Source organism: Streptomyces sp. HUAS TT7, from assembly GCF_051550175.1.
GTDB lineage: Bacteria > Actinomycetota > Actinomycetes > Streptomycetales > Streptomycetaceae > Streptomyces.
The window spans coordinates 1,680,977-1,695,045 of record NZ_CP196175.1; the positions used below are offsets into that span (position 1 = coordinate 1,680,977).

Sequence of the window (14,069 nt, forward strand, 5' to 3'; positions counted from 1 at the left end):
GGAGCACTATTCCGGTGGGGCTCCGAGGTGTCTTTTCATCTATGCAGGATCACTCAAGAGAATCATGACCAATGCAAGACCAGAATGGAGTGACTTTACATCACAGGCCACGTGCAAGACATCCCCATCCGACCAATGGTGAATCCAGCACCCATCCGACTCTTGAGCAGTTCGCTTCACCTCGACCCCTTGCATACTTGTTCCTTCCAGGGCCACTCGGATCATCCAGCCAGGATTATCGAGAGTTTCAATCTTAATTCCGAATCCATGCTCCCAATCACCATCGCATTGATCAGAAAACCAGGACTCGACTTGACTCAGTACATCCAGGTCACTCATGTGTCAGATCCTCCAGAAATCCCTTGGTTATCTCCCAGGGTTTCGCCGGCGCTACAGATCCATCGGGATAATTCACGTGCGGTGTCGGAATATAGTCTCCGGTAACCCTGTCATAATGGGCCGCCCCCTGCATATCAACACGCTTGAGCATTTCCCATGGGGCAGGATTCCTTGGATTTGACTGCTTCGCCCATTCGGCATAATTCGTGACCTGCCCAGAAGCGTTCCGTCGAAATGTGACGTGCGGCCCCTCAGCATTCGGATCAGGTCGCAAATTCTTGGGCCTACCAGCGGCACAATTGTGGACCAAGATCGGTGTGGCCCCCGCCAGCACATAGTACGTGTGGATGTGGTCGACGGTGAGGTTGTAGGTGGTAACGGCACGGTGGTAGTTGCGTACGTTGACGACCGTGGTGAGGGTGCCGTCGGGCTGGCGCAGTTGTTCGCCCGGTTTCAGGTCGGCGGCGTCGACCCATTGCTTGCCGGTGGCGTCCCAGTACGGGTGGTGCTGGGTGGAGGTGATCGTCTGGTCGCCGGTGGTGGTGTGGACCTTGGTGTCGGTGAAGTCCTTGTCGGTCAGGGTGACTTCGACGTGGGTGACCTTCTCCGGCTTGGTGGTGTTGGTCAGCGGGTCCGTGGCCTGGACGGTGTCGCCGACCTTGACCTGGTCGATCGGGATGGCCGCGCCACTGGCGAGGAGCACCGTCGTCGGGGCGGGGAAGCTGTCGCATCCGGGGGACGACGCGGGTTCCTGCTTGCCGGCGGCGCCTCCCTCGCTCTTGGCGGCTGCCGCGGCGGCCTCGCCTTCGCCTCCTGCCTTGCCGGCGCCGCCCTTTGCTGCCTTGGCCACCTTGGCGGCGCCGGCCACGACTGCAGCTCCGACGCCCAGCACGGATAGTGCTTCGGCGCCTGCCCCGACGGCGGCTCCTGCGACCGCTGCGGTCACCCCGAGTTCTGCGCCTGCGGTGAAGCCCGATGCGGCTGCGACCAGTACGCCTGCGCAGGCTCCTGCTGTTGCGGCGATGCATCCGACGACGACGGAGACGACGACCACGGTGACCGCGATCTCCACGACGTGGTCGGCGGCCCAGTCGACGGCCTTCTGCCACCAGTGGTGGTGCTTCTTCGGCTTCGGCTTGCTGACGTACGTCGGCTTCGGCTTCGGCTTGTCATCGGTGGTGGCCCGGTTGCCGTCGGTGTTGGCCGTGCCGTCGGTGTTCCAGTCGTCGGGGTAGCAGGCGGCGCCGCCCTCGCCGCACATCTGCATCAGGCCGGTCGGGTCGCTGCTGGTGACAGGGGTGTTGTTCGAGTAGGCGTAGCCGTTGACGGACTGCGGGTTGGTGGGGTCGAGGACCGGGTCGACGGAGAGGAAGCGGCCCAGGTTGGGGTCGTATTCGCGGGCGCCGAGGTTGGTGAGGCCGGTGTCGGTGTCGGTCGTGCCGCCGACGAAGCCCTTGTCTCCCGGCCAACTGGTGGGCGCTGGTGCGCCGTTACGGTTCTGGCCGAAGGGGGTCATCGGGCGTCGCTGGACGGACAGGGTGGCCGAGTCGATGGCGACGTTGTCGGTGCCGTGTGGGTCGGAGGCCAGGTAGGTCAGGTGGCCACCGGTGCTGCGGGCGACGGTCAGACCGCCGGGTGCGGTGTAGTAGCGGGTGGCGCTGGTGGTGTTGGCCGCCTTGTCGAGGACGACTTCGGTGCCGGGCAGGTACAGCGTCGCCGTGGTCGGGTCGTGGCGCAGGAGCTGGTTGCCGTCGGCGTCGTAGACGAAGTCGGTGCCCTTGTCCTGCTGGGTCTTGGTGATGGTGTCGAGCTTGCCTTCGTCGGTCCAGGTGAAGTTCTGGGTTCCGGCGCCGGTGGTGTGGGCGGTGGTGTTGCCCGATGCGTCGTAGGCGAAGGTGTCCGTGCTCGTTCCGGCTGCCTTGCTGCCCGTGGTCATGGACTGCACGGCGTGCGGGTGCGGCTGTCCGGAGACAGGGTACGTCTCGGTGTGGGTGGCGTCCTTGTCGGTGTTGCCCGTGACGTCGTGGTCGACTTCGCTGGTGCGGTTGCCGGTCAGGTCGTAGCCGTAGGACTGCCAGTACGGGTTCGGGCCGCCGAGGTTCGCGGCGCTGGGCTTGGTGTTGGTGCAGCCTCCGATGCCGGCGGCCTTCGGGGCCGGTTCGGTGCTGGTTCCACCCTTGTCGGTCCAGGCCTCGGTGAGGCGGTTCAGGTAGTCGTAGGTGAAGCACTGGGTGTCGGTCTGGCCCGTGTCCTGGACGTCGGACACCGATGTGACGGCTCCGGACGGGGTGTAGGTGTAGTTGGTGACGTCGACCGAGGAGGTGGTGTTGGTCTCCTTGTCCAGGGTCGACTTCAGGACCCGCCCGGTGGCCGCGTCGTAACTGTTGGTCTGTACGACCTGGTTGGGGACGTCACCGACGGTGGACCGCTGGACCTGGCCGAGCGGGGTGTAGGTCATGCCGCTGAGGTAGTCGGCGTCACCACCGGCCAGGAGGAGCTGCCCGGCGATGTTGTACGAGTAGTACACGGTCTCGGCGTTCAGGCCGCCCGCGGCGGGCATCGTCGTGTTGTCGAGCAGTCCGACGTTCGGGGTATAGGCCATGCCGGTGTTGTAGGTGCCCGCCAGCTTCCCCTCCGAGGAAGGGATGGTGACCGACGATCCGGTGGGGCGGTAGCCGGTGTCGTAGCCGGTGACCGACGTCGTGTAGGCGTTGCCGTTGACGAATCGGGTCGACGAGGTGGGGTAGCCCTTGGCGAGCGTGTCGTACGTCCACGAGGCGAGCTGGGTTCCCGTGGTCGAGCCGGAGTACTCGCCGGTCTTGCGGCCGAGGGCGTCGTACGTGTATGCCAGGGTCTTGTTGCGGGCGTCCGTCGTCGAGGTGACCTGGTCGAGGTCGTTGTAGGTGTAGGTGGTGGTGCCGGTGTCCGGGTCCGTGGACGTTGTCTTGCGGCCGCGCAGGTCGTAGCTGGTGCTCCATTTGTTGCCGGAGCTGTCGGTCACCAGGTCCGGCTGGCCTGCCACGTTGTAGTGGTAGTGGGTGGTGTCGGCGTCGCCGGTGGGCGTGACACCGTGGTACTGAAGGAGCGCCGTGGTGCGGCCGCGGGCGTCGGTGACCTTGCTGGTCGCGGACGCGCCAGGCGGTGGGGTGACGTCGACCCGGTCGGCTCCGGGGTAGGCGGTGGTGCTGCGCCACTGTTCGACGGCGAAGCTGGAGAGCGCCTGGGCGACGGGGCGGCCCATCCCGTCGAAGTAGGTGCCGGTCTGTGAAGGCACCTGGTCGTCGTTGACGACGTAGAGGGTGGTGGAGGGGTCGGCCGTGTTGTAGTACTTGGCGTTGGCCTTCACCGTCCAGCCGTGGCTGTCGTAATAGGTGTCCGAGATCAGGCGTCCCGAGCCACCGTCACCGCTGCTCTGCTGTTCCTGGCGCAGCCGGAGCAGTCCGTCGTACAGCTTGTGGTCAATGCCGTATGACTCGTCCTCGCGCAGCGTCTGGGTCGTCACCACGCTGGGCGTGGTGTTGTTGAGTGCGTAGGTGAACTTGTTGTTGGGGGACTTGGTCGCCTTGGGCCGGCCGGGCAGCCAGACAGCGGAGATCCGGCCGAGCGGGTCGTAGGTGACGTCGGTGATGCGTCCGTTGGCGTCCGTGGTGGTGAGGGGGGCGGAGCGCAGCGGGTCGTAGGTCGTGGTGCTCTTCCAGCCGGTGGTGGCGGGGGCGACGGCCGGCTGGGTGCTGGTGACCGAGGTCGGCAGCGCCCCGGTGGCCGGGGTGTAGGCGGTGGAGGTCGTGGCACCGGCCACGTTGGTCACGCTGGTGGCACGGCCGTAGTCGTCGTACGTCGTGGTGCCGATGGTCTTGAGCTGTGCGGTGCCCGAGGCGTCGAAGTGGTCGAGCGCCTGGGTCTGCGAAATGTCACCGGTTGCACCGAGGGTGCCGAAGGACTTGCTGTCGTAGATGTTGCGGTTGTCCGCGAGGGTGTTGGATGCATCCGGGGTGGCGGCGCACCCTCCGGCGATTTTGATGGCTTCGGCGGGGAAGGCCAGCATGTTCGCCGCGGTGTTCTGGGCGTAGCTGGTCTTGGTGCAGGTCTCGGGGGTGGCGGCGGTGCCGTCGCCCTTGTCGTCGACGGTGCTGACGAGCCCGTCGGAGGTGTAGGTGGTGTCGGTTTCGGTGGTGCGCCAGGAGCCGTCCGCGAGCAGCGCGCGCTGGTGCACGGCGGCGATGCCGCCCTGGCGGGCTGTCAGGTCGGGCAGTCCGGTCCGCTTGTGCGTGGCGGTGATCCGGCCGGCCCATGGGTCGTTGAGGGTGGCCGATTTCAGCGTGCCGCCGATGGTGTCGTAGGTACGGCTTTCGCGGGAGAACCCTGCGAGCTGGTCGTCGTCAGTGATCGTCCCGCCGCTCGAGTCGGTCACGGTCACGGACCGCTTGGAGCTGTCGGCCTTCACGTCGCCGTTCATGCCGCGTAGGTAGAGCGTGGAGGACTGGGTCAGTGTCTGCGGGGCGGCGCCGGTGTGGGTGATGACTTCGCCGTAGCCGCGGAACTGGCCCCAGGTGCGGTTCTTGGGGTCGGCGAGTTCCTCGTCGTCGTGGTGCCAGGCGGCGCCGCCGAGGTACTCGTAGGACGTGGACTTCGTGGCCGCGCCGATGCCGGTCTTGTCGACCTCAGTCACCTGCTGGACGAGGTACTTGTGGAACCAGTCGAGGACCGGGTCACTCGCTCCTTGTGGCGTCCAGTAGACCGGGTAGCAGGACATGGTGTTGCTGTCGGGCGCGGCGGGCATGTGGGTGCCCTTGACGCACTCCGGGTCCTTGTAGACGACGTTGATCTGGCCGCCGGACTCGGTGTTGATGGCGTTGATCCGCAACCGGAAGATCGGCGGGATGTTGTCGACCGCGCCGACCCGGTTGGCCATCCGCTGTCCGAGGAAGGTGACCGTGGGGGTGGCCGCGGTGCCGCCGTCGTTACCGGTGCGGGTCAGCGAGGCCAGCCACAGGGAGGGCTTGTTGGTGTCGCCCGAGGCCGGGAACTGGTGAGTGAGCGTGTAGGTGTCGGCGGTGGAGTAGGCGGTGCCGACCAGGACCTGCGTGGTGATGGTGGCAAGCCGCTTGGTGCTCCAGAACGACGGAGCATGGTTCGAGCAGGTACCGGTGGACGGGCAGTTCTGGTCGAACGGGACGTCCGGCCAGTGCGCCGCGTTCGCCGTGGTCAGCAGGTTCGGAGCACAGGTGAAGCTCGCGTCCGGGATGCAGCGCTCTGACGTTGTGAAGAGGACCTGGGCGGCGGCCTTCTTGCCCGCCAGGACATCGGGCAGCCGCTGGCCGTAGGTAATGGTGGTCAGGTAGCCACCGCGTATGTACGGGGTGAGCGTGTTGGCCGTGCCCCGGGAGTAGTAGTTGGACTCGGTGTTGTACGCGTAGGTGGTGACGTTCTGGTTGGTGTCGACGACGAAGTCGAGCGCCCAGCGCCAGGCCTGCTGGCACCAGGAGGTGTCGAACGTCGTCCCGTGGCAGGGCTCACCGGCGTCGTTGCCGAACACGGGGGCGGTCCAGGTCGAGTTGGTGGCGGGTGTGGTGGTGCTGCCGGGGGCGTGGTTGAGGCCGAAGTAGTACTGCACACCGTTGGTCGTGGTGATCCGCCAGTACTCGCCGTTCTGGGCTCCGTTCGCGGCCCCCGTGAGGTGCTCGACCCGCGAACCGTCGTCGCTGCTCTCCCGCCAGGTGCCGGTGGTGTCGTCCTTGACCAGCTTCACGGAGCGGCCGCCCAGCGACATGGTCATGTTCTCGCCCGACCAGCAGTTGTCGCCGACGGTGTTGGGCTGGCCGTCCTTGGAGCACGGCTTGTAGGAGCGTTCGATGAAGCCGGGGTCGTAGTCCCAGCCGTCACCGACCCACGACGCCTGGTTGTTGGTGGCCGAGGTCCGGCCGTCCAGGCTCGCCGAGTCATAGGAGAGCGCCACGGCGGGCGCGGATCCGCCCAGCGGGGCCGGCACGCTGACCGGATAGGTCCAGGTGAAGTCGCCCGTCGAGGTGCCCGCGCTCCAACTGCCCGATGGGGCAAGGGTGGTGGCACTGTAGGTGCCTCCGGCTCCGCCCGGAGCCGGGGCAGCGGCGAGAACCATGGGCTGCGCGCTGGCCGAGAAGGCCTGCGAGGTGAGCGCGGCGCCCTTGAGTTGCGCCGCGGACGACGGAGCCGCACCAGGGGGCGTTCCGGAGGTGGGGAGGGCGACATCAGCGACGAGTCGGTGGTTCGCGTAGTCGTTGTGGAAGGGGATGGGCTTGGCAGTGCGGCACTGGGCTGCCTGCGGCGTGGTCAGGGCGCACGGCGGCAGCTGGACCAGTTGGAGCCGGGAGGTGTAGTCGCCTCCGTAGGCGTTGGCGAATCCGGAGTACTCCAGACCGACCGAGACCTTGCCGTCCCCCTTGGTGGTGGCGTTGTCGGTCAGGGACACCAGTACACCGTTGATGCCGGCTCGCTGCGCCTCCTCGCGGCCTGCGACCGTGACCGCGACTTTGTCCGGTGTCTGACCGGCTGTTGTTGTGGCCTGGTGTTGCTTGGTCAGGGATCCTGGACGGCCCAGCCAGACGGGGGTGCCGATGACGGAAGCGGGTCCGGGCTCCACGGAGGGGGCGCTTTTCGGTGAGAGCGACTGTGCGGATCCGGGGTTGCCCGCGGCCGGGTTCGCCAGCGTGCGGGTGGCTGCAGGCCACACCACGGGAGTCGGGGCAGGCCCGGTCTGGCTCGGTCCGTGCAGCGTCGAGTGCGACGGAGGCACCGCTGATACACCGTCATGGCCGGAGACAGAGTGCTGCTTGTCGAGTGGTCGTGGTGACCACAGCTTCGGCAAATCGTGTCCCCGGGCGAAGACCGGAGCTCCCGAGAGCATCGTCAACGTCAGCGCCAGACAGGTCGTCAGAGCGACCGTATTGCGCCGTGCGCAGGCATGCCGGATCCAGCCGAAAATTAGCGAGAAAGTCCCGCTTCTGCTCTTCACTAAAGCCCCACCCCTGGAAACAAAATAGACCGGAAAGCTACCAGTGGATCACCAATGACTTGACCAAGAAAAAAGAAAGCATCAGAAAATAATGAGGCACGGGAAGGCAATGAATCGAGCACAATCAGGCACACAGCGAGCCAGAACTCACAGAACAGACACTGCACCTACACAAGATGGCTAACTAATTGCCCGAACAAGCGAAGCTTGCGCCGTTATGCCCGATAGCTGGTAATGCTCCCGACGGGAAAGAATCGATATCGCCATCACAACAGCCTGACCAGCTCCCACCGAGAACCCTCGAACTTCATGCCGGATATGCTCCGCAAAGCTCGCCGGATCCGGCATGGAAATCGATAATTCAGAGGCACGTCAGGAGCAGCATGAGGACACAGAGCCGATATAGACGCAGAGGCATGGCCTCCGCTTTGAGTGTGACTCTCAGCGCCGCGCTTATCTCCCTCGCCGTCGACACGAGCGTGGCGGCGGCGTACGGCACAACCGGTTCAACTTCCCTTCAGCCCGGTGGAGTTCCCCCGGCAGACACACCGTCAACTCCGGGCCAGGCGGAAGCGATCTCGGCCTCGGCCAAGGCCAAATCCACGGGTTCCTCCGTCTCTGTAAGTGCGGCGACCACGTCGACGAGTACGCTGACGGCCAACCCGGACGGAAGCTTCACCCAGACCCAGAGCCTTCAGCCTGTACGGGTCAACAAGAGCGGAACATGGGTGCCGGTCGACGCCACCCTCCAGCGCGGCACGGACGGGACGATCGCCACGAGCGCGACCCCCACGGCTTTGGTCTTCTCCGCTGGGGGCAGCGGCCCGCTCGCCAAGATGACCGCCCCTGATGGCAAGGAACTCGCTCTCAGCTGGCCCGATCCGCTGCCCGCTCCCACCCTTTCTGGTTCCAGCGCGCTGTATCCCGACGTGCTTCCGGACGTCGACCTCCGTGTCACCGCGCAGGACCAGGGCGGCTTCACGCAGGTCCTGGTCGTCAAGACCCCGGATGCGGCGCGCAACCCCAAGCTCGCCACCGTGCGGCTCAGCACGACGACGAACGGCCTCACGCTGACGAGCGACAGCGCCGGCGCCCTCAAGGCCAAGGACAGTTCGGGGACGACTGTCTTCTCCGCACCGACCCCGGTCATGTGGGATTCGAGCACATCGACCGTTGCACCGGCCAAGTCGCGGTCGCTGTTCATGCAGAGCCCGGCCGCAGGCAGTGCCGCCGGCGGGGCAGTCACCGGCCCGTCGGCCGGAGCCAAGCAAGCGGATCTGCGGGCGTCCGCAGGCCGGGACGGCATCACGCTGACACCGGACCAGAATCTCCTCACCGCTTCCGACACGCACTTCCCCGTCTACATCGACCCGAACTGGATACCCCGCAACACCGGCAACACCACCTGGGGCGGCATCTGGGAGGCCCACCAGTCCGAGCCCTGGGACACCGCCAAGTGGGGAGACCCTGGCGTCGGCTATCAGGGCTGGCTGGCGGACACGGGGATCGAGCGCGTCTTCTACAAGTTCGACACCTCCTTCTACTCCGGCAAGACCATCGGCTCCGCCACGCTGAACATGCTGGAGACCTACTCGGCATCGATCGGCTGCGAGAAGTACGGCATCAACGTCTACCGCTCCGACTCCTTTAACTCCGGCATCACCTGGAACACCGCACCATCGACGCACGAGCAGATCGGGAGTGCGTCCGTCACCGGTACCCGCAACAACGACTGCCCCGGCAACCAGCCGGCCATCGCGGACATCACCACCGCCGTTGCCCATGCCGGCAGCAGCCTGTCGGTCGGCGTCTTCGCCGCCGACGAAGGTGACAAGAACGCGTTCAAACGGTTCTCGACGAACCCGACCCTGACCGTCCAGTACAACTCCGTTCCCAACGTGCCTACTTCGGCCGCCACCGTCCCGGCCGCTCAGTCACCGGCAACACCGGACTGCGGCGTGAACGCGCCCTTCGGCTGGATCGGCTCGACCAACGTCGCCAGCGACGGCATCCATCTGCGGGCCACCATCTCGGACCCGGACAGCAACCAGCAGGTGCGCGGCCAGTTCGCGCTGTGGGACTACGTGAGCGGCGCCGGAATCATCTCCACCGCCGACGCGAACTCGAACACTCCCTGGGTCGGCAACAACACGACGGTCGACAAGGCCGTCGGCGCCCTTGAGGACGGGCACACCTACGGCTGGAACGTACGCGCCGACGACGGCATCAACCACTCGGCCACCAATGCCGGCTGTCACTTCCAGATCGACAGAACCCCACCGAGCCAGCCCACCGTCACCTCACCCGACTACCCCGCCGCCGGTTCCCCAACCGGCACCACCCACGTCATGGGCGACGGATTCCAGGGCCAGTTCACCTTCACGGCAACCGACGCCACCAGCGGCGTAGACCACTTCGAATACTCCTTCAACACCTCACTCCCCGTCGGCGGCGCCAGCACCGTCCCCGCCACCAACGGCTCAGCGAGCATCAAGCTCGCCCCCGGCCACTGGGGCACCAACTACCTCGACGTCAGTGCCGTCGACAAGGCCGGCAACCACTCGCAGTCGTACGAGTACGCCTTCTACGTCCCCGACAACCTCACCGCCCACGCGGCCCTCGGCGACTTGACGGGTGACGGCGTGCCCGATACCGCCATCGTCGACAAGGACGGTCAGATCCGCTTCTACGCCGTGGGGACCGACCCCGCCCTCGGCGTCCCGGTGGCCACCTCTCAAGCCCCGACGGCCGACAAGAACTGGAAGGGAGCCATCCTCGCCCACCGGGGCGCCATGCACGGCGCGGCAAACGTGGACGATCTGTTCGTCCTCAAGTCCGGCAAGCTCTACATCTATCTCAACCCCGGGCCGGGCAACTTCATCAAGGCGCAGGCAACGGCGGTGCCTCGGCCGTCGTGTGACACCACGATCACCGACTGCTCCACCTACGCGTCCGACTGGTCCCAGGCCAGCCAGATCATCGCCGCCGGCAACGTTGACGGCGACACCACCCATCACAACGACCTGATCACTGTCGAGCGCGGAAAGCTCTGGCTCTTCCCCGGCAACGGCAGCGGACGCCTGCTCTCCCCCATGCTGCTCGGGACTGACGGCTGGGACGGACTGACCGTCGTAGCCCCTGGGGACGTCACGGGCGACGGCCTGCCAGACCTCTGGGCCCGCGACAAGACCACCGGCGCCATGTACCTCTACCCCAACCGGGTCGGCGACCCCAGGGGACTCGGCGACACCAGCACCCGCCAGCAGATCAGCAGCGGCCTCGTGTCCCTTTCCTACCCTGCGCTCACCAGCGACGGCGACAGCGACGGCGACGGGATCCCCGACCTGCTCGCGGTCAGCTGGGACGGCCGCCTGACCGAACTCCCTGGGCGGAAAGACACCGGCGGCACGGTCACCCTCGGCACACCGACCGATCTCAGCCAGCGCGGCTGGACGACAACGGCACAGTCCATCGAGGGCTCGCCCTACCTTCCCTCCAGCCGGGGTGACTTCAACAGCGACGCCCGGCCGGACATCGCCGCCGAATGGACCGACGGCACCCTCCACCTCTACACGGGCGACTCCGGCGGACGGCTCACGTCCGGCCCCCAGATGTGGGACAAATCGTGGGGCGGCATGAAGCTCATGGCCACCGGTGACTTCAACGGAGACGGCAACGCCGACCTGGTCGGCGAATGGCCCGACGGCACTCTCCACCTCTACCTCGGCAACGGACAGGGCGGGCTGGACACCTCGAACGTCACGCAACAGCCCGGAGGCACCACCTGGGGCACTGTCAAGCAGCTGACCACCGGTGACTTCAACGGAGACGGCAAGACCGACCTGGTCGCCATCTGGGGCGACGGCACCCTCCACGTCTACACCAACAACGGCACAGGAGGTCTCAACTCCGACGCCTCCATGTGGCCCGACAACAGCTGGGGAGGAATGAAACTCCTCGCCGCAGGCGACTACAACGGCGACACCTACGCCGACATCCTCGCCGAATGGCCCGACGGCACTCTCCACCTCTACTTCGGCGACGGCCACGGCGGCCTGACCTCCGGCCCCCAGATGATCGGAGGCAACACATGGTCATCCGTCCAACACCTCATAGCCGGTGACTTCTCCGGAGACGGCAAAACCGACGTCGCCGCCATCTGGGGCGACGGCACCCTCCACCTCTACCCCGGCGACGGAGCCGGCCACCTGAGCGACCCCGTCACCATGTGGCCCGACAGCACCTGGGGAGGAATGAAACTCGTCAGCTGACAGACGCACCGTGGTGGCTTGGCCCCGCCCGCCAGCCGGGGCCAAGCCACCACACCCGAATGCCCCACCCGCACACCAGCAGCGGCCCTCTGGACCCCGACGACGAGGAACCCGCCCTCGAGCGATTCGCCAAAATCGTCCGGCAAAAGGGCGGCATCCAGTCTTGAGGCGACCCCACCAGCAAACGCGTCCTGGTGCTCTAGGAGGGCGGACCTGGCGACCACTCACAGTGACCACAAGCCCTCGGCAGCAGAGGAATACGCGACTCCCGATTACGCGAGGTCGCCAGGTCGGCCCTCCCTCTACGGGTTCGGGTTCATGACCAGCACGTCCGTCGTCCCGGCCGGAGCGGCCAGGGCCTCGGCCAGCTCCGTCCGGGCGACCACCCGGCGTCCAACACCGTTTCCGCCTCGGCGAGTTCGGCAAGAAGCCGCTCCGCCTCCGCACGAAGCTCTTCCGCCCGCACACGGGCAGCCGTCTCCCGCTCCTCCAGCAGCCCCATCACCGATGTCACCGGTCAACTCCGCATCGCCGAGCACGAACTGATCGCCCACACTCTCCCGCAACGACACTGGAACCATGCCTGAGCAGCGGAAACTCAACGATCACATCCGGTAAGACAACGGCTGTGTCGGTGGGTGAGCTTGTTCCTATGATTCTTCCGCAGCGAATCGGCTGATGTCGACGGGTCGGTCTCGATCTGCGCGACACAGCCGTTGTCGATGGTTTGGCTGTGAAACAAGTAGCTGAAGACCAGGTCCCCTGCCTCGATACGGCAGCGCAGTGATGACTTGCCACGGAGCTTCTCCGCTGGCTGGCAGCCGCCCCAGTGCCGCAGCGGAGCCGGCAGAACCCTGAGGATCGCGGCCGGGTCGTCTCTGAACTGGCTCGCAGCCGACGTGGGAGGAGGCGCCGGAAAACCGAAGTCGCTGGCCCGCCGGTCCGGGGATGGTGGTCAGCCCAGCTTCTTGAGCACTTCGGCTGCGGCGGGCCCGGCGGAGGCGGGGTTCTGACCGGTGACCAGGTTGCGGTCGACGACCACGTACGGGCCCCACGGCTCGCCCTCCTGGTAGTCCGCACCGATCTCGACCAGGCGGTCCTGGAGCAGCCACTTGGCGTTGGCCGCCAGGCCGGTCTGGGTCTCCTCGGCGTTGCTGAAGCCGGTGAGCCGGTAGCCGGCGAAGGCGTTGCTGCCGTCGGGCTTGGTGGCGGCCAGCAGCGCGGCCGGGGCATGGCAGACCACACCCAGCGGCTTGCCCGAGGAAAGGGCGTCGATGAGGAGCCTGCCGGACGTGGCGTCAACGGCCAGGTCCTCCATCGGGCCGTGGCCACCGGGGTAGAAGACGGCGGCGTAGTCGTCGAGGTCGACGTCCTCCAGCCTGATGGGGTGCTGGATCTCGCTGATAGAGGCGAGGGCGTCCGCCATTTTCTTCGCGCCCTCGTCGCCGCCGTTGAACTGCGGCGCCAGGCTGCCCTGGTCCAGAGGCGGCACTGCGCCGCCCGGTGTGGCAACGACGATCTCGTGGCCGGCGGCCGTGAACGCCTGGTACGGGGCGACGGCCTCCTCGGCCCAGAAGCCGGTCGGGCGCTTGGTACCGTCCGCCAGCGTCCAGTGGTCTGCGCCGGTCATCACGAAAAGGATCTTCGACATGGTGTCTGCTCTCCTCCGAAGGCGGGCTCCACAGGGACCCTCATCGATCAGCTGGGTCGACGGTACGCCCCGTTGACCGGCAGACGGTCGCGGAACGCACCCTGCTGGGCTCATCACTCAAACCGAGACCACCTGCGTACCCGGCATCATCAAGCTACAGAAAGACACCTCGCAGCCCCACCATGTCCGGCATCGGCCAGTCGGCCTATGCATAACGGCCGGTGACGAGCCTCAACGGCCCCGTCATCGTCACCGGCCGCAAGGCCACCCGCAGCCCCTCGCTCCGGCCCGATAGAAAGGAGACAAGCCGGCCCCGCCCGGTCGCGCCGCAAAGCGCTACCCGCTCAGCCATCTGAGCCCGTCCCTGAGCGTGATCACCCGGGCGCGGCCGGCCCGCCACTGCCCGGCGAACGGGGCGGAGTCCACCACGACCTCGCCGCTCTCGTCGGTGTCGACCAAGTCCCACAGGTCGAACCCCGCGGGCCAGTCCCCGTCGGTCGTGGGCGTGCCGGTCAGGGTGTGCCCGGCGGTGTACAGGTGCAGGACGTCGTGGCCGACACCGGCCTCGTCTACGTAGGTATGCGGGGCACTGTAGAGGCAGAGACCCATCGACAGCGCGGTGTGAGACATGCACCCTCAACGACACCGGGCCACTCGAGTGACAGCGGTTGGGGATCCGGCTGGTCACACCGGCTCTGAGCAGTCGCTTCAGTCGAGGGCACGGCCGAGCGCAGTCAGGAGTCGGTGCTCGCATGCACCCGGCCCGTCAACCTGGTCCACGAAGTCCCCGATCAGCGCGAGTGCGCACCAACCCCAT

General features: G+C 66.6%; 5 protein-coding genes. 1 reads left to right on the top strand and 4 read right to left on the bottom strand.

What is annotated here, in order from left to right; genetic code table 11:
• Nucleotides 1-39: 39 nt before the first annotated feature.
• Together ACSHXC_RS07390 and ACSHXC_RS07395 are read right to left on the bottom strand one after the other, a co-directional pair.
• Nucleotides 40-339, bottom strand: a complete 300-nt coding sequence (locus tag ACSHXC_RS07390; protein ID WP_438290797.1) for an Imm53 family immunity protein — start codon at nucleotides 337-339, stop codon at nucleotides 40-42.
• Nucleotides 332-6,958: an RHS repeat-associated core domain-containing protein gene (locus tag ACSHXC_RS07395; RefSeq protein ID WP_438290798.1), complete on the bottom strand. Its 6,627-nt coding sequence runs from the start codon at nucleotides 6,956-6,958 to the stop codon at nucleotides 332-334. Before ACSHXC_RS07395 ends, ACSHXC_RS07390 begins: the two co-directional genes overlap by 8 nt.
• A gap of 806 nt (nucleotides 6,959-7,764) precedes the next feature.
• On the opposite strand from ACSHXC_RS07395, the gene ACSHXC_RS07400 reads away from it, so the two are divergent.
• Complete coding sequence (locus tag ACSHXC_RS07400; protein WP_438290799.1) at nucleotides 7,765-11,601, top strand: FG-GAP-like repeat-containing protein; 3,837 nt, start codon at nucleotides 7,765-7,767, stop codon at nucleotides 11,599-11,601.
• 955 nt (nucleotides 11,602-12,556) lie between these two features.
• Here ACSHXC_RS07400 and ACSHXC_RS07405 read toward each other — a convergent pair.
• Nucleotides 12,557-13,252 carry a type 1 glutamine amidotransferase domain-containing protein gene (locus ACSHXC_RS07405; protein WP_438290800.1) on the bottom strand — a complete coding sequence of 232 codons (696 nt, stop codon included), beginning with the start codon at nucleotides 13,250-13,252 and terminating at the stop codon, nucleotides 12,557-12,559.
• Between the two features lie 336 nt (nucleotides 13,253-13,588).
• Nucleotides 13,589-13,882, bottom strand: a complete 294-nt coding sequence (locus ACSHXC_RS07410; protein WP_438290801.1) for a hypothetical protein — start codon at nucleotides 13,880-13,882, stop codon at nucleotides 13,589-13,591.
• Nucleotides 13,883-14,069 lie beyond the last annotated feature (187 nt).